Genomic DNA, 16,929 nt, shown 5'->3' with positions numbered 1-16,929 from the left:
CCCGTCAGACCAGGACGCCGGTGGGCTCCAGCCTCGTCGCAGGGGCTTCTCCGACCCGCGCTGCAAACGGCGTCCACGTCGCCTGCACGTCCCCTGGGCGGCTTGGCACGGCCCCTGCTAAGGCGACATCCGCATGACGACCACGACCCGCCTCCTCACCTTGTCCTCGCTCTTCCTCGCATTGCCGGCCTGTGATTCGAAGGTCGAGGGTCACCACGCGAACGACGGCGACTCCACGGCCGGCGAGGCCGACAGCGAGGGCGCCGAAGAAGGCGAGGGCGACAGCGAGGGCGAGATCAAGAGTGAGGACGAAGGCGAGCCCGAGCCCGAGCCCAAGGCGGACTTCGGCCGTGCGGGCGAGATCTGCGACCAGTCCCAGCTGTCTGGCGAGTGTCAGATCGGCGGCGTCGCCGGCCTCGAGTTCTGCGTCTGGTCGCTCGATCAGTACAGCCACATCTGGACCGCCTGTCTGACGGAGACGTGCGCCAAGGAGGGCGACTCGCGTGCCTGTGACGGCGGCACCCAGCACTGCGTCGCTTACGAGGCGACCCCCGACACCGGCGAGACGCGCTGGGGCGAGTGCGGCGAGGCCGACGAGTGCAAGCCGGGCGACAGCCAGTCGTGCGGCTTCGGCGAGGAAGAATTCGACATCGACATGGGCTGCATGGTCGACGAGGAGACCGGCCGCCACGTGTGGAACTGGGAAGACTGCAACACCCCGCTGGTGCTGAGCTTCGGCGACGCCATCGAGTTCGCACCGACCTCCGCCTCGGCGGCCGACTTCGACATCCACGGCGGCGCGGGCAGCTGCGCCCGCGCCGACTGGCCGACCGCCGCCACCCCGTGGCTCGCGCTCGACCGCGACGGCAACGGCAGCATCGACGGCGGCCAGGAGCTGTTCGGCGCCGCCACCCGCCTGTCCTTCGGGTCAGGTGTGCATAACGGCTTCCAGGCCCTCGCCGAGCTCGACAGCGACCGCGACGGCAAGATCACCGCCGCGGACGCGCACTGGGGCGAGCTGATGCTGTGGGCCGACCACGACGCCGACCGTCGCTCGAGCGGGTGGGAGATGCTGCCGCTCGCGAGCTTCGAGATCGTCGAGATCGACCTCGGCTTCACCACTCGCCGCGAGTGCGATGCGCGCGGCAACTGCGGCCTCGAGCGCGCCAGCTTCGTCTACCGCACCGCCGGCCAGCAGCGCTCCGGCGAGGTCGTCGACGTGCGCGTCGCCTGCGAATAATAAGACATGTCCACGGGGCGGCACGCTGGACATCACCTCACCTCGGCCCGGGCGCCGCAGCGACGAGGTTTGGCTGTGCGTGCTGCTCACCCGTCGTTGACGACGCGTAGATCCGGGGTAGCGACCGCAGCAGAGGCTCCCTGGGGTGACCGTGAGCTCCGCGCGTCGAGCAGGCGGCGTAGACCGAGCCTCGTGGCGGCTGCACCGCCTTTCCCGATGGTCAGGAGCACGGGGGCAGCGAGACCGCCAGTGAGGGCGACCGCGCAGGCCGCGAGGAGTACGCCAGCCGAGGTCGATACGACGCGGGTGCCGGCTTCGACGGCCGCGTGCGCACACGCTTGTTCGCCGGTCATCTCTCCGCGCTGGTAGGCGAGCAGACCCTTGACCGCGCCGACGGTGGCGTCGACGGCAAGCCCAATTGCACCGATCCGGATCGTGGCTCGCAGGAGATGGGACATTGTGGCCCGGGTCGCCGTCGCTCGGGCGGCGTCGCCGGTCCAATGATGGGCACATTGCAGGCCGATGGACGCCGCCGCGCGCGAAGCCTCGACGGAGCGCGAGGGGATGGCCGTCGCGGCTACGCCGGTGGCGCCGGTGATGATGTTGGCCATGACCATGGGGCGCTGATGACGGAGCATGTCGTCCATGGTCGTGAAATCTACTGAGCCGCTGCGCGCGGGCTCGCGTCTGGCTCGTGTGGCTGCGAGGCGGTTCGCGCGCTCGCCGGGGGAGCGTCGTCACCGCCTGAGAGAAGGCGGACTCTGGCGGACAACGAACGACCCTGTGCGGTCCGCTACTCCCATTCGGGGTACGCCGGTTTCCTCGACTCGACCGGGCCGCCGTACCGAACCGTGAACGAGGCGCCCCCTGCGGCGGCGCAGCGCACACCCCCGGAGTCGCCCCACCAGGAGTCTTCGGGAGGCGCCTGGGCTTGCAGGCGCCGCCTCGGCGCCCAGGTCGCGGTCGCTGCGAGCGCCTCGCGGATGGTCTTGCTCATGCTGTCACAGCAGGTCCATGACGTCTTGATCCTCTGCGACTGGATCAAGGCCCCTCGGACACGGCTGAGCCAGCTTGCGCGAAAGCGCCCATATGATCTTGGAGGGGCATGCCCAGGCCAGTCCAGGCGGACGTCGCCCGCTCCCGAGCGACGTCCGACGACGTCCTCGCGGCGTGCGCGGACGACTCGAACGCGCCGCCCGGGGCCGGGTCGTTCGACGCGTCCCCGGGCGAGGTCCGACGATTTGCTCGGCAGCCGGTGCTCGCCTCGATCACGGCTTATCACGGCCGACGGAGACCGGCAGCTCGACGATGAACGTGGCCCCGGCGCCTGGGGGGCTGACGCATCGGATCGACCCGCCGTGGGCCTCGACGAGCCTGCGGCTGATGTACAGCCCGAGGCCCAGGCCCCCGTAGTGCTTCTCCGACACCGCACGCTCGAAGCGCCCGAAGATCCGGTCGCGCTGCTCCGGGGCGATGCCGATGCCGTGGTCCCGGACCGCGAGCCGCGCCACGCCGCCCTCCGCGCCGACGAAGAGCTCGATGGGCTCGCCGGCCCCGAACTTGATGGCATTGGAGAGCAGGTTGGTCACGACCCGGTCGATACGGGAGCGATCCCATCTCCCCACGACCGGAGCGCCGCTATCGATCGACACCGGGCAGCGGGCGCGCGTAAGATCCATCTCGAAGCGCTCGGCCACCTCGCGGACGAGGGCGACGAGGTCGACATCGGTGAGCTCCAGCGGCAATGGCCCCGCCTCCATCCGCGAGACGTCGAGCAGATCGTTGGTGAGCCTGGTCAGTCGGGCTCCCTGCCGCCCGGCGAGCTCGACCAGCCTGTCGACGGTTTGCGGATCCATGGGCCGCCCCAAGAGCGTCGCCCGGCGCAAGGACTCGAGCGCGAGCATGAGCGAGGTCACCGGGGTGTTCAGCTCGTGGGAAGCGACGGTGAGGAACTCGCTCCGTGCGCGGACGGCCTCCTGAGAGGCGCGGTAGAGACGTGCGTTGTCGATCGCGGTCGCGGCGCGGCACGCTGCTTCCTGCGCCAGCTCGAGATCGGCGCGCCCGTAGCGGCCCGGCACGGCCGAGACGATGCTCAGCACCCCGAGCGTCTGCCCGCGCGCCACGAGCGGCACCATCATGGAGCTCTGTGCCCCGAGCTCGCGGAGCAACCTCTTGTGCTCGTCGTCCACGGTGATCGTTCGCATGTGCTCGTCGGGGAGCCGAGGGAACAGGAGCGGCGCACCCGTCCTGAGGACCACGGCCGCCGGGTGGGGCGAGTCCCAGCGAGGGGGATACCGCCGCTGGAGCTCCTCGATCAATCGCTCCTTCGCGGGATCCTTGTGTGCCCCGGAGACGCGCTGGATCCCCCCGGCCTCCACGACGTCGATCAGGCAAAAGTCGCAGATCGATCGCACGCACAGCCGTCCGAGGCGGTCCAGCGTCTGCTCGTAATCGAGGGACGCGGACAGGATCTTCCCGGCCTCGGCCAGGAAGGCCGCGCGCTGGAGGAGCAACGCGTTCTCGAGCGAGATGGCCGCCTGCGTGGCGCAGAGCGAGAGGGCGACGAGCCGATCGGGCGTGAAGGCGCCGGCGAGGAGGTTGTTCTCGAGGTAGAGCAGCCCGACCACCTCGGCCTGCCGCAGGATCGGCATACAGAGGACCGACTTGGGCCGGTGCCGGGCGAAGTAGTCGTCGCCGCCGAGCTTATCGGCGTCGGCGGCGGCGTCGCTCAAAATGACGCGTTCCTTCGTCCGGTGCGCATAGTGGACGACGGACGCAGGGAGGCGCTGGGAACCATCCACGGGCGCGGGCTCGAGGACGGTCGTCACCAACCCCTTGTGTTCGAGGGTCGCCTCCGCCTCGATCGAGAGGCTCTCGTCGCGACACAGGACGAGGCAAGCCCTCTGCGCGCCGCCCTGCTCGAGCACGATAGCGAGCAGCGTGCGCACCAGCTTGTCGAGGACGATCTCGCTCGAGATGGTCTGCGAGGCCTTGGTCACCGAGTAGAGGTCGAGCTCGACGGGCCGAACCGCGACGGTGGCGGTGGGCGCGAAGGTCCTGGGCTCGAAGAGCCGGGGATGTTGCCGGTCGAGCTGCTTCACTTTGCCGTCGGCCCCCCACAGGGCATAACAGGCGCGCGCGTCGCGGAGATGGGCAAAGCCGTTCTTGTCGAGGCCGCGGTCGAGATAGAACCGGCCGGCCAGCTCGTTGGCCAGCGCCTCGTTCTGCACGAAGCCGTTGTCGTGGGCCGAGCGGATGGCCCGCTCGTAGAGGCGCATGGCATCGAGGTCGCGGCCCGAAACGCGCGCGAGCTCGGCGTCCACCAACGCAGCGCGGTTCTCGAAATTCTCCGGGCAATCCCGAGCCCATCTCGCGAGCGCTTCGCGGTGGGCGGCCAGAGCTTCGACATGCTGCTGCCGTTGGCTGGCCGCGGTGGCATCGCAGGAGGCGGCGTGAGACAGCGCGCCGTAAAAGTGATAGTCTGCCGTCTCGATGAATGATGGCAATGTCCAGAGCAACTGCTGCGCCCTCGATGCTGCCGCGACGGCGGCCCCATGATCGCCGGCGAAGAAGCGCGCCTGCAGCTTCTCGATCCAGTAGCGGCACTCGGCCTGCGCCAGCACCGGATTGTTCGCCAAATGGCGCTCGAACCGCCGCTCGTCGAACTGCCCGTCGTCGAAGGAGCCGAATGTCGGCGTCGCGCCGCGCAGCGTCCGGACGAGCTGGAGCTGCGCGGTGATGATGTCCGCGGCGAAGCCGAACCGCGCCTTCTGGGCGAACTCCAGGCCATCCTCGGCTTCGCGTTGCACCTCGACGAGCGGATCTCCTGCCGTGAGCCTGATGCTGTTCAGCTGGAAACAGCTGCATGCGGCGAACGTGAGGTCACCGGTCTCATTCGCCGCCTCGAAGGCGCGACGCGCCAGGTCACGGCCAGCCCGCACAGGCCTCATCCACGGCATGACCATGGTTCCGAAGACCATGTAAGTCCTGCCCTGGAAGCGCTTCAACCCGCGTCGTTCGACCAGTTCGTAGCCGAGCTGACCGAACCGGAATCCAGCCTCGGAGTGACTGAAGAGCGGCCCGGCGACCATGCCGACGTTGGGATATGCGAGGCACGAACCATCGCTGTTGCCGTGCTCGAGGCTCAAATTCACGGCCCTGCAGGCGACCAGGGCGAACAGCCTCACATCCGTGAGGACCGCAGGCGACGCGACTTTGGTCAGGACATCCAGAGTAGCGAGGGATGCCGGGTCGGTCATCAAGGGCAGGTCGATGAGCTCCTCGATCGTGCGCTCCCCGAGCTGGGACCAGATCCGCTCGTATTCGCGTCGCGCTTCCTCTTCTGTCGGATGCGGCGACCAGTCGACGCCCATATGTCGGAGGTAATCGAGAGCGACGGCGACGGCGCGGTCGCTCCGGTCGAGGTTCATATACACATCCAGGCGCAGGCAGGTGACGGCCGCCTGGTCGACGACGCTTTCGGCCCGACCCCAGAGCATCGCCAGCCGCTGCTCCGCCGCCTCCAGCGCGCCGGTCAGGAACTCGCATTCCGCCCGGTGGAGCTCCAGCGCGAAGGTGAGCCCGTACAGGCGCTCCCAGCGGTCCTCGGTGAGCAGCGCCGCGCCGGCGGCGAGGTAGGTCAAGGCCGACGCATAGGCTGTCGCCCTCCTGGCGCGTTTGCCGGCCATCAGATTGAGCTCGGCGATCCGCTCCCGCTCCTCTTGCGACCCGACCAGCTCGCTGCCGCGATTGAGCTGATTGACGACATCGAAGATCTGTTCGGCGATCTCGTCAGGCGTCAGCTTCGAAGCCAGGATTCGGCCGATGCGCAGGTGGGTCCCGGCGCGCAGCTCTTCAGGGATCAGCGAATAGGCCGCCTCCTGAACTCGGTCGTGGAGAAAGATGTAGCCTTCGTCTTGCCGGAAGACGAGGCCCGCCCGCACGGCCGCCCAGAAGGCGGCGTGGATCGCCTCCGCCGGTCGCTCGAGCACGAGGCCGAGTGTCCCGAAGTCCACGATGTTTCCGAGACAGGCGAACTGTTTCAGGGCCTCCTGCGTGTCCCCCGGCAGGCGGGCGAGCTTGCCCAGCATCAGGTCCACCACGTTGTCCGTGTAGCCCTTGGCGTGGATGCGCGGCAGATCCCAGGTCCAGGTCCCGCTACCGGGGTCGAAGCGCAATAGCTTCTCCTCGGCCAGGGTCGTCAGGAACTGGATGGTGAAGAACGGATTGCCGCCGGTCTTCTCGAACACCAGTTGCGAGAGCGGCCGGGCCCGCTCGGGCGGACCATGGAGCGCATCGGCGATGAGCCGCTCCACGTCTTCCCGCGCCAGCGGGGCCAGGACGATCTCCCGCACCATGCCGCCCGCCTCGCGGATCGCCTCCAGGCTGCGCATCAGCGGGTGGCTGCGGTCGACCTCGTTGTCGCGGTAGGCCCCGACCAGGAGGAGGTGATGCACGTCCGGGTGGGTCGCCAGATCGGCGAGCAGGGCCAGCGTCCCCGCGTCCAGCCACTGCAGGTCGTCGAGGAAGAGCACCAGCGGATGCGCGGCCCGGGCGAAGACGCCAATGAGCCGCCGGAACACCATCTGAAAGCGGTGCTGCGCCTCCTGGGGCGGCAGCTCCTCGACCTCCGGCTGTGGCCCGATGACGAGCTCGAGCTCGGGGACGAGGTTCACCATGAGCTGACCGCTCGGGCCCAGCGCCTCGCGCAGAGCGTCCCGCCACTGCCCGATCCTCGCTTCGCTCTCGCCCAGGATCTGGCGGATCAGACCCTCGAAGGCCTGGGCCAGCGTGGCGTAGGGAATGTCGCGCTTGTACTGGTCAAACTTGCCGGCGATGAAATATCCCCGCTTCTCCACGATCGGTTTGTGCAAGGCATTGACCAGGGCGCTCTTGCCTACCCCCGAATAGCCGGACACCGTCACCAGCGCCGGCGCGCCCGTCGCGGCCACGGCGTCGAAAGCGGCCAGCAGCGCGGCGGTCTCCCGCTCGCGCCCGTAGAGCTTGTGCGGGATCAGCAAGCGGTCCGAAACATCGTCCCGACCGAGCGGGAACGGCTCGATCCGCCCGCACGCCTGCCACTGGATCCGACAGCGCTCCAGATCGGCCGAGAGACCGCCGGCGCTCTGGTAGCGATCCTCGGGCATCTTGGCGAGGAGCTTCAGCACGACGCGCGCGAGGGGCTCGGGCACTTCGGAGACGAGCTCGGCAGGGGACGGAGGAACACGGGCGACGTGACAATGGACCCACTCCACCGGATCCTTCGCCTCGAAGGGGAGCTCTCCGGTGAGCATCTGATAGAACGTGACGCCCAGAGAGTAGAGATCGGCGCGGTTGTCGATCGCGCGGTTCATTCGCCCCGTCTGTTCGGGCGACAGGTAGGGCAACGAGCCCTCGATGAGGCACACGGGCTGATGCTCGCGCGGGAGGCGGGACGCGAGCCCGAAGTCGGCGAGCTTGACCTCACCCGTCGCGGGGTTGACGAGGATGTTGGCGGGCTTGAGGTCCCTGTGGACGACGCCCTGCCGGTGAACGTCCGCGACCGCCCCCGCGATGCCGAGCGCGAGCGAGAGAAAGCGGTCCACCGCCATCGGTGCCCCGAGCGAGGCGTCGAGTGCCTCTCCGCCGAAGTCTTCCAGGACGAGGGCCGGCATGCCCTGGTACGTCTCGAGGGCGAGCGGCCTGACGACGGCCGGGGAGGCGAGCCGCGTTCCGATCTCGTATTCGAGCTTGAGCTGCGCGAGGTCCTGCGGTCGGCGGCGCCGCGGATCGAGCACCTTGAGGACGACCGCGCAGCCATCAGCGTTCCTGATCGCGCGATAGAGAACGGCTCTGCCGCCGTGGGAGAGAGACTCCGTGATGGTGTACGGAGGGGGCGAGGTCATCGCGCGAATCCGAGACGAGCAAAGCGCTCGCCGCGCTCTTCCGCATGACGGCCGGGCTCGGCGGTCTCGTCCGGCGGGCTCGGCGTCGCCAGGACAGCACGGGCTATGATGTCGCGCGCCCTCGGCATGACCGCACCTGCGGTGCCGGATGACTGTTGCATGCCGGGAGAGCTTTGCAAGCTGCGCCGCGACGCGTCCATGAAGCGACTCGAGAGCGCGTTCGGGTGGGTGCAATCGCCGCTCGGCTCGGCGCCGCGGCCACGCTCGAGGTCGATGGTGCCGAGCGCCAGCGCCGCAGCGGCGATCGCCGGCGAGAAGGCGCCGGCCTCGGCCCGCGTGAGCACCTCCTGGCCGGCGTTGGCGGCAACCGTGACGCGTCCCACCCGGCTCAGCCCGTCGACTTCGGCGAGGTGTGTACGGGCGCTGCGACCTCGCGCGCAGCCGCGGGGTCGGCGGGGCCGGGGTGTGGCGGCAAGCCGCTGCCATGTGCCGTCGACGCACCAATGCTCATACCAGCGCCATGCAGTCGTGGACCGGCCGTACTCGGCCGGGACCTTGCGCCTCCTGGCGCCGATGTGAAGGACCCAGCGAATACCGACGACGGGCCGCCGCACCCGTGCCAGCGCCTCGAGGGCGCGTCGGGCCGCCGCGTCGCCGCGGTACCCCGAGAACGCGGCCAGGCAGAGCGGCCACGCCACGGCGCGACGGACCTCGGCCACCGGGTCTCGCGCGAGCTCGCAGAGCACGCGGGACGGAGCCTTGAGATTCCTCGCGACCGCGGCGCGCACGGCGGACTCCGGAAGGGTCCGCGAGCATCGCCAGTTCCCACGGGTGCGCCTGTTCTGACGACGCACGGACGCCGGGGTGACGCTCGCTCGCTGGCATCGGCAGCGGGCAGTCGCTGCAGCGCACGGCGGCAGCGCGCACGGCGGGGGACGGATCGGCCAGCAGCCGCGCCCACGTCGGCGCGTGGCCGAGCACGTCGCCCCAGTCGTCGATCAGCGCGACGCGTGCCCGCGGGTCGGGATGGACGAGCACCGCCGCGAGCCCGGCCTCGTTGCTCGTGTCGATGTCCGCGAGCGCGTCAGTCAGCGCCGGATCGGGCGGGAGCACGAAGGGCTCGCACGGGACAGGCGGCGGCTCGTGCGGCCCGGCGGCCAGCGTGCCGGTGTCCCGCGCGAGCGCGCTGCACTCGATCGGTCCATCTGCGAGAGCACCCCGCGTGGCGAGGGCCCACGCCTCTCGCAGGACGTCGAACAGCTCGCGCCCCTCGCGGCGCGCGAGCGGCGGCAGCGATGCGCGTGGCAACCGGTTGTCCACCGCAGCCGGCGGCATGCTCGCGGTGACTGTGCCCTGCGTCGTCACCGCGCGCAGCACCACCCCGTCGCCCATCACCCGCGCGAGCGCGCCGAGCAGCTCGGCGAGGCGGGGCGGCCGGGCGCTCCTGCGCCGGTGAGCACAGCGCCGACCTCGCTCGTCTTGTGGATGGCCTCGTCAAGAAAGGCATCCGCGACGTCTTGCCAGCCACTGCGGAGGCGTTCGACGAGGCCGGGGGATGCGTGGGGCAGGCATGCCTCGAGGGCTTCGTGCACGAAGAAGTACGCCGGGTCGGCCCCGGGTGGTGGAGGTTCACCGGCGAACACCGCGCTCCAGCCGGCATGGTGTTCCCTGGCTGCGGCAGGGTTGCCCTGGATACCGGGTTTGCTGAAGGTATCGTCGACCGGAAGGACCGAGTCGCAGAGAACATGCGCCCGGTCCTCGAGTGTGCGGGGATAGCCAACGCAGGCGAAGTGCGCCTGCTTTTGGTCGAGGTAGCGGTCGGCTCGGTCCTCGTCACCGAGGTAGGCGATCAGGTAAGGCCGGGCGAGCCACGACGGCCACGGACAGCGGGAGTGAGAGCGACGGTGAAGGGTCGGCCGCCACGAATACGTCGTGGTCAGCGTCCGCTGGCGGTTCGCTCTCGTCCGCGCCATGCGCCTCGCTCGACATGAGGCCGCGGTTTCCGGAGCGCCCCTTTCCCCTTTCGCCGGGCGTCTCACGTTCCTGTCCGTGGTAGCGAACATCCGTGCCCCGTCTTCTTCTTCGCCGGCTCATCGCCAGGCGGGGCAGCACCTTCGCCGTCGTCCGCCGCCGAATCGTGAACAGGTACAACGCCCCCGACAGCGGATCCTTGCCCAGCGCCTGCTGCACGAGCGCGCTGAGGCCCTCGAAGCCCTTGCGCAAGTCGACCTGCCCGTCACGACGGGGCACGGCGAGCGGAGCGGTGTGCCCGCGTGAGCCCGCGTGAGCCTGCCCGCGGGACTGCGGACACGCCGCCCGTCGTCACCCGGTCGGGCAGTACAAATAGCCGCGGGCCCAATAGCAGCACGCATCCGCGCGGGTGGGGTCGGGCCCGCACGTCCCGACAGTGTCGATGATCCAGCACTGAAAGCAGCTTTCCAGAGTCGTCAAAATCTCAGGCGCACTGGCGTCCGGGCAGGGTTCCGGGTCGGCGCCATCTAAACAAGCGTAGACAATTCCGGGGTCGAAGCCGTTCCAGATGTAATCACAGAAAGTGTCCGGAGCGACCTCCGGCCGCGCGTTGCAGTCCAGCGGGGGGAGCATGTCGGGCTGCGGGTGATCGAGCCGTGAGGACGGCTCAACCATGGTGGAGACCGCGCTAGTACCGGTGTCCGTCATGCCGTCGTTCGGCGGCGGGTGTGGACCGCAGGCGAAGAGTCCGGCTGCGAGCGCGAGCCACCATGGTCCGTTCATCTACGAAGCATACGCCAGCCGCGCCAAACTCGCTCCGACCGGGGTGCGCGCTGACGAGGTGCTCGCCTGGGGCGAGGAACGTCCGCACAGTCGCGGATGTCGATCTTTGCGCCGTCGCCGAAGACCTTCGGGGGGCGACAGACGCGAAGAACGCCGCCCCGGCGAACGCTCAGAGATATCTAACCGTGACCGTCACACTCCCGTCGATCGCCACTTCGTTCATCAATGTGAGGCCGCTTGCGGGCGCGAGCGCGATCCGTGCGGCTGCGGGGCTGGGGCTGGTTACTAGCGTAAAGGCGTGTGCGAGCTCCGCCAGGGCGGTGGATGCCTGGCCGGCGGACTTCTCCGCGAGGTGCTGGGCTTCGCCGCCGATGGCCGTCAACAGCCTCACTTGGGTTTCACGCGCGAAGGCGCCCTCGAATCCTCCCCGGTCTGCAGGCACCACGAGCAGGGCGACGTCCGCTTGCGACGTACCGGTGATCATGTTCTTGATGGTCACATTGTTGAAGGCGCGGGCAAGTTCCGCGAGCGGCTTGGACGCATCCCCGGCGGACTTCTCCGCAACGAGCTGGGCTTCGGCGCCAATGGCTGCCAGAAGCTTGTCGCGGGCGTCGGCGACGGCGTTCGAGGTGGGTGCCGCAGGGCCGCCCTCGGCCTCCGGGATCGCGCTGTCGGCCACCGGGACCTGAATTGGGGCCGGGCCCTTGGAGTTAACGTCAGTCATGTGTCTGTCTCCTTGTGTCGAGTTTCACACAGGCGTGAGGCCAGGGGGGAATCGAGCCGCTCACGGGACCTTGCCGGAGCACTGATACTCCCACCGGCGCCGGATTCATCTTCATTCGGAAGTACATCGGCGAGCGCGCGCGCGTCCGTCTCCACCGTCTAAGGCAGCTCCCCAGAGCCGGTGCAGATCGAGGCCGCCCGCCATGCCTCCCGTCACGCGCTGCGCGCCGAATGACCAGGCTCGGGCTCGCAGCTCCGGGCCCGGATCTCGGGTCTGTTCTTTGGCCTTGGTGATCATGTAGTTGGTGTTCCCGACCTGCAGTCCAGTGGGGCCGCGACTTCTTATCCCGCCCCGTGCTCTGGGGCGGTGACTGATTCGCCATGCCCGCCGCGGCCTTGCGCAGGCGCAGTTCTGGCCTCAGGTACGGGGATAGTAGGTGATGACCGGCCTGGGCACGTCGATGACGATGTAGTCATCGCCAATGGGAGAACCGTTAGGCGGGGCGAGCTCCTCCACATATCGCCGACCAGCGGTGAAGCCGGCGGCTGCGGGGTTGGGGCTGGTCACCAGGGCAAAGGCGTGTGCGAGCTCCGCCAGGGCGGTGGATGCCTGGCCGGCGGACTTCTCCGCGAGGTGCTGGGCTTCGGCGCCGATGGCTGCCAGCAGCTTGTCGCGGGCGTCGGCAACGACGGTGTCGGGCTTGATCTGCTCTGGGACTTCGGCCGTCGTCTCGGGGGGCTTCTCCGTCATGTCCGCTGGGACCTGAGTTGGGGCCGGGCCCTTGGAGTTAACGTCAGTCATGTGTCTGTTTCCTTGCTGGCAGGCGCGTTGCCCGCCTGGTTCGAACGTTGCGTGACCGCGGCGCGATGTGATGGTGGTGGTGGGTCCCCGAGGTCGTTTGACCCAGGAGTGACTGTAGCAGAAGCGGCGCCGTACCGCCGGAGCGCCAGAGGGCGCAAGGGCTCTTTGGCTGGAGCTGGCCACGGTGTGGGGGAGCGCGGGACAACCCGTCGTCCCGCGCACGGTGATACTCCCGCCGGCGGCGGATTCATCTTCATTCGGAATTACATCGGCCTCTCGCAGGCGACCGCGGCGGCGCGGAGGCCGAGGCTATCCAGCTCGAGGCCGGCGCGCGGGCCGTGCTCGGCGGGACGCGGGCGTACTCTCGGATCCGGCGCAAGGATTAACCAATCGTGAAACTCAAGGGCGAGGGCGGCCTCGCTGCACGCGGGAGGGGTTGACGCGCGAGGGCTGCGAGCCGGCGCTCTGGACGCGGCGCGGTCGTGTCCTAGCGGGCGCGCGCGACGGCTCGGCGAGTGACGATGAAGTCATCCCTCGGGCTTGATCTCGCTCGCGCTGCGGCGCGGCGACGGTTCCGCCCCACGTGGCCGCGCGAAGGGGCGGATCGCGCTGCAGCGCTTGCTGACGGCCCACCCTGCCCAGCGCGCGTGAGGGATGGCGCGAAGGAGTTCGCCTGGGAGGGCCAGCACGTCGCGCCAGGCGGCGCGAAGCCGGGAGCGGCGGCCTTCCGCCAGGAGGCGCCGGTACACCTGCTCGTATCCGCTGACCATCGCAGTTGGATTGCACGTCCCCGCGATGGTTGCGAGGCCCTGGGCCACGATACGCGCGCGCATCTCCGGATCTCGCAGGGCGTCGAGGCAACGACGAATACCTGCGAACGACTCCGAGCGCTCGAAGACGAGGCCGTTCACGCCGTCCTGAACCAGATCGAACCCGGCCCGGCGCGGGACGATGACAGGACAGCCGCAAGCCCACGCTTCCAACATTACCATGGGTAGACCTTCGTCGCGCGAGGTGGAGAGCAGCGCGCCGCCGGATGCGGCGGTCTCACGATAAAGCGCCGCCATCTCTGCCTTGGAGTACCGCCCGGCGCGGTAGTCGACGCGACCAGCCAGCCAGTCCGAGAGACCCAGGGCCTCTCTCCGGTCCTCGGCGTCGAGCAGGATCACGTCGAATCCACGCAACCCTCCTTCGGCGACCAGATAAAGCAGGCCATGGACATCCTTCGACTGCCAGTCGCTGTCCAGCGTGCGCCCGACCCAGAGCAACCTCGGCCGGGCCGAGGGGCTAGCCGGGCCGGGCTGGCAGTGCTCCGTGTCCGGGCCGCTCAGCACCACGTGCACGGTCTCTCCAGGCGGGAGAAGCAGAGCCGCTGCCGCGCTGGACGAGACCCCCGTGAAGGCGTCGAAAGGGACGGACGAGACGTCGATCTCCACGCTCCCGTGACTTGTGCAGACCGTGGGCACCAGCGCGTGCGCCCAGCGGAGCAGGCGCGCCATGGTCGGGGATTGAACGCACAGGGAAGTGGCGTGGACGAGGTCGTAGCGACCTCGCAGCAGATCCACCACGACAGGCCGCGATGCTCCAAGGTGTACTCCCAGCGAGCAGTGCTTCTCCAGTCGCTCACTGGCTCCGCTCGTGGCATGGACGCCGCACTGGATCCCCCGTGACTCGAGGCCTCGGATCAGGACTTCCAGCGCCGCTTCCACCCCGCCACCGAGGATAGGCGCGACCAGCAGAACGTTCATCTTGGGGCTCGTCGTCATGGTGAGACTCAGCCCGCGAGCACGCGGCGGACGCGAATAACGTCCTCGGCCTCGAACGCTTGCACGGGATAGTCGCGGTACATGGCAAAACTCTCGCGGAGGAAGGCGGGCAGTGGCAGGCAAGCCATGTTGCCGATCGGCTGCGTCAGCGCGGTTTGGCGCTTGAACAAGAGGTCGCCCGGCACGCCCAGAGCCTCGGCGAGCTCGGGATAGACGGGCCAGATGGTATCGATCGCTAGGGGGTCGAATCGCAGCTCAGGCGTCGGAACCGCGGCGTCCAGCAGCCCGAGCTGGATGGCCGCCGCCCGCGCCAGCGTGGCGAAGACGAAGATACACGGGTGGTTCATGGTGAGCATGAAGGGGCCGCGGCGGTGCCAGGCGTCGAACGTGCCGGCCTCCAGCGGCAGGCCGCACTCCGTGATGGAGGCCAGCAGGAAGTCGCGCGCCCGCACAAACTCCTCGAAGTAGCCGAGCCGGGCGTAGACGAGCCGATTGAACAGGTTCTGGACGTCGTACTCGGGCAGCCCGAGCGAGAAGCCCGCGGCTGCGATCGCCGAGTGATACGATCCGACGGGTGACGCGAGGAGTTTCCCCTCGTGGGGTAGAAGGACGACGTCGGGCTGGTAGCCGGTGAAGACGACAGTCGGCACCATGACGATCCGCGGACAGCGGGCGAGGAGCGCCGGTGTCGCCAGCGCCTCCATCTCATCAGCCGAGAAGCGCTGCGTCAGCACCGCGTCGAACCCGGTCAGGAGGTCGGCCACCTCGGCGATCCGGCCCTCACCCCGCACCAGCGAGGCCTGGAATGCCTGTACCTCCGCGTCGGGCAGCAGGTGGGCGAGCGCGTGCGCGTAGCTGTACGCCTGGCAAATCCCGAATACCGCGATACGCATCATGTTCGCGTTGCTCCGCCGGCCGGACCGGGGTGGATGATGGCCTCCTCGTCGCAGATCACGCGGGCGAGCGTGGCGTAACGGCGTGCTCGCCCGGCGAGGTCGGGATCGGACGCGTCACCCTCTGGCGCAGGCGCCGGCACGACGGAGGCCTCCGCCTGTCCCGCGCCGAGGTCGAGGAAGTGACGGCGGAAGACCGCCTGCACGAAGCCCACGCCCTCCGGCGTCACCTCGCGGAGATCGGGGCCGTGGAAGCGCCCGCGCGACTGCGGCCCAGTGATGATTTCGAAGGACGGAAAGTAGGCGATATCATCATGGGCGCGGCAGATCTCGTCGACCGCGGCGCGCAGGATACTCTTGCTAGCGACCGTGGAGACCAGGACGTGCCGATCCTCGAAGGTGGCCAGGAGCGGCACGGGCGAGACCGTGAGCACGACACGGACGCGGCGGTTCACCTCGCGGAGCCTGCCGAGAAAGGCCTCAATGTCACGCACCACCTCGGCCACGCCAGCGTTGCCGAAGCGATAAGGCCCACTACCCGGCGGATCGAGGCCGGGGCTCACCACGCCGGGCGCGAGGGGAAAGACGGCGCCGTCCTCGGCCGCCCAGTATTCGGTGAGCCCGAGGGTGAAGACGAAGACGTCGGACTGCTCGAACATCCGTCGCGTGGCGGCGAAGTGGCGCGCTCGGTCGGCCTCCAGCGTCTCCCGGCTGGGGAAGCCACCGGCCTGGATGCGTGGCCGGAAAGGATCGATGAACCCGAGGGGCCCCGGCCAGCAGCGATCCTGCGGCCGGAACAGGCCATAAGCGCGGTCGAAGAGCTGGAGGAGCTGGCGCGCCGTGTAGACATTGCCGAAGCGCGCGGGAAAGACGCCGTAGCCCTCGTTCAGCGTGCCGGGCGCGCCGATGAAGCGCTCGGTGAAGAGGGGTGTGAAGCCCTCGGCAACCAGAAGATGGGAGAGGTGCTGAGCGAAGCAGCTCCCTGCCATGGCCACTTGGTCCTTGGGCGTGATGTGGAAGGGGACGGCGACGACCGGATCGACCCCGTCGTTCGCGCAGGCCGCCACAGCCTGCTGCCAGAAGCAGTGCTTCGGCCGACCGGAATAGGGGTTTCCCTCGGGGAGCTGGGGCATTGTCATGTTTGGTGCTCGGGTGATTGCTCGAGCGGGGGCGACAATCGGTCCGGCGTCGCAAGAGCGACGAAGGTGTTGCTGTCTGTCGCGCTTCCCTTCATACCGCAACCGGCATCGGATCCATCTTCATCCGAAATTACATCGGCCCAAGCTCGAGCGGAGAAACGGACCGTCAAGAAGGCCGGCCGGCCTTGATGCCGAGCGCCTGCAGAGCAGGCGCCACTGGATCGCGGCGTCGAGCGCGATGAACCCGACGAGGACGAAGTCGATCCAGGACACGGGTAGGAGCATGCCGTGGAGTTGACCACGGCAGCCCCCGGCACGGCAAATTCCCGCGTCAGCGCTTGTCTCGGCCCATCGGCCGTGCTTCAGCCCCCGCGAGCCTCGCTACTTGCGCCGCACGATCAGCTAGACCTCGCCGAACCCATCTTCAACCGAATCCAAAGCGACCTGAACTTCATCCCCAACGTTGATGGTCAGTTCGCCAGCATCGTTGTAGAACTGCTCAATCGGGATAAGTGCTTCAGACTTCAGACCAGCGTGAACGGTGACCCAACGTGATTGGTGGTCGATGTTGACGATAACACCGGTGATGGTGGCTCCTGCTTGGAGCGGGCTGTCGGACGCCGGGACCTGAATTGGGGCTGGGCCCTTCGAGTTATGGGCAGTCATGTGTCTGTCTCCTTGTGTCGAAAAGTTTCGCACGGACGTGGGGCCAGGGGAGAGAGCTCACG

Annotated in this window: 11 protein-coding genes and 2 pseudogenes; 1 reads left to right on the top strand and 12 read right to left on the bottom strand. The window is 68.8% G+C overall.

Annotated features, from left to right (window positions below; all coding sequences use genetic code 11):
• Positions 1-133 precede the first annotated feature (133 nt).
• Positions 134-1,240, top strand: a complete 1,107-nt coding sequence (locus OV090_RS30990; protein WP_267708258.1) for a hypothetical protein — start codon at positions 134-136, stop codon at positions 1,238-1,240.
• A gap of 86 nt (positions 1,241-1,326) precedes the next feature.
• On the opposite strand, the gene OV090_RS30985 is transcribed toward OV090_RS30990, so the two are convergent.
• The 12 genes and pseudogenes from OV090_RS30985 to OV090_RS30935 all read right to left on the bottom strand — a co-directional run.
• Positions 1,327-1,887 (bottom strand): hypothetical protein, encoded by a 561-nt coding sequence (locus OV090_RS30985; RefSeq protein WP_267708257.1) that lies wholly within the window; start codon positions 1,885-1,887, stop codon positions 1,327-1,329.
• A 621-nt stretch (positions 1,888-2,508) separates the two neighbouring features.
• Positions 2,509-8,124, bottom strand: a complete 5,616-nt coding sequence (locus tag OV090_RS30980) for an AAA family ATPase (protein WP_267708256.1) — start codon at positions 8,122-8,124, stop codon at positions 2,509-2,511.
• The gene (locus tag OV090_RS30975; RefSeq protein ID WP_267708255.1) at positions 8,121-8,912 is read right to left on the bottom strand and encodes a transposase; all 792 of its coding nucleotides are present in this window, start codon (positions 8,910-8,912) and stop codon (positions 8,121-8,123) included. Before OV090_RS30975 ends, OV090_RS30980 begins: the two co-directional genes overlap by 4 nt.
• A 603-nt stretch (positions 8,913-9,515) precedes the next feature.
• A complete protein-coding gene (locus OV090_RS30970) occupies positions 9,516-10,097 on the bottom strand; it encodes a terpene synthase family protein (protein ID WP_267708254.1) in 582 nt (193 codons plus the stop codon).
• Between the two features lie 145 nt (positions 10,098-10,242).
• Positions 10,243-10,374: pseudogene (gene tnpB / locus OV090_RS51050) on the bottom strand (IS66 family insertion sequence element accessory protein TnpB); the annotation flags it as partial.
• Positions 10,375-10,446: 72 nt separating this feature from the next.
• On the bottom strand, positions 10,447-10,878 hold the full coding sequence (locus tag OV090_RS30965) for a hypothetical protein (protein WP_267708253.1): 432 nt from the start codon (positions 10,876-10,878) through the stop codon (positions 10,447-10,449).
• 169 nt (positions 10,879-11,047) lie between these two features.
• A complete protein-coding gene (locus OV090_RS30960) occupies positions 11,048-11,602 on the bottom strand; it encodes a hypothetical protein (protein ID WP_267708252.1) in 555 nt (184 codons plus the stop codon).
• 417 nt (positions 11,603-12,019) lie between these two features.
• Complete coding sequence (locus OV090_RS30955) at positions 12,020-12,352, bottom strand: hypothetical protein (protein WP_267708251.1); 333 nt, start codon at positions 12,350-12,352, stop codon at positions 12,020-12,022.
• Between the two features lie 578 nt (positions 12,353-12,930).
• Entirely contained in the window at positions 12,931-14,169 is a 1,239-nt protein-coding gene (locus tag OV090_RS30950; RefSeq protein WP_267708250.1) for a glycosyltransferase family 4 protein, read from the bottom strand.
• Between the two features lie 8 nt (positions 14,170-14,177).
• Positions 14,178-15,065 (bottom strand): WcbI family polysaccharide biosynthesis putative acetyltransferase, encoded by an 888-nt coding sequence (locus OV090_RS30945; RefSeq protein WP_267708249.1) that lies wholly within the window; start codon positions 15,063-15,065, stop codon positions 14,178-14,180.
• Complete coding sequence (locus OV090_RS30940; protein WP_267708248.1) at positions 15,062-16,195, bottom strand: GSCFA domain-containing protein; 1,134 nt, start codon at positions 16,193-16,195, stop codon at positions 15,062-15,064. Before OV090_RS30940 ends, OV090_RS30945 begins: the two co-directional genes overlap by 4 nt.
• Positions 16,196-16,609: 414 nt before the next feature.
• Positions 16,610-16,867: pseudogene (locus tag OV090_RS30935) on the bottom strand (S1 RNA-binding domain-containing protein); the annotation flags it as partial.
• Positions 16,868-16,929 lie beyond the last annotated feature (62 nt).

The organism is Nannocystis sp. RBIL2 (genome assembly GCF_026626745.1).
Taxonomy (GTDB): domain Bacteria; phylum Myxococcota_A; class Polyangia; order Nannocystales; family Nannocystaceae; genus Nannocystis.
This window is presented reverse-complemented; position numbering and strand designations above follow the sequence as displayed.

Coding starts and splice junctions, on each gene's coding strand:
- OV090_RS30960 (WP_267708252.1), bottom strand. CDS start 11,602: ATGACTGACGTTAACTCCAAGGGCCCGGCCCCAATTCAGGTCCCGGTG.
- OV090_RS30990 (WP_267708258.1), top strand. CDS start 134: ATGACGACCACGACCCGCCTCCTCACCTTGTCCTCGCTCTTCCTCGCA.
- OV090_RS30970 (WP_267708254.1), bottom strand. CDS start 10,097: ATGGCGCGGACGAGAGCGAACCGCCAGCGGACGCTGACCACGACGTAT.
- OV090_RS30940 (WP_267708248.1), bottom strand. CDS start 16,195: ATGCCCCAGCTCCCCGAGGGAAACCCCTATTCCGGTCGGCCGAAGCAC.
- OV090_RS30950 (WP_267708250.1), bottom strand. CDS start 14,169: ATGACGACGAGCCCCAAGATGAACGTTCTGCTGGTCGCGCCTATCCTC.
- OV090_RS30955 (WP_267708251.1), bottom strand. CDS start 12,352: ATGACGGAGAAGCCCCCCGAGACGACGGCCGAAGTCCCAGAGCAGATC.
- OV090_RS30965 (WP_267708253.1), bottom strand. CDS start 10,878: ATGAACGGACCATGGTGGCTCGCGCTCGCAGCCGGACTCTTCGCCTGC.
- OV090_RS30985 (WP_267708257.1), bottom strand. CDS start 1,887: ATGGACGACATGCTCCGTCATCAGCGCCCCATGGTCATGGCCAACATC.
- OV090_RS30945 (WP_267708249.1), bottom strand. CDS start 15,065: ATGATGCGTATCGCGGTATTCGGGATTTGCCAGGCGTACAGCTACGCG.
- OV090_RS30980 (WP_267708256.1), bottom strand. CDS start 8,124: ATGACCTCGCCCCCTCCGTACACCATCACGGAGTCTCTCTCCCACGGC.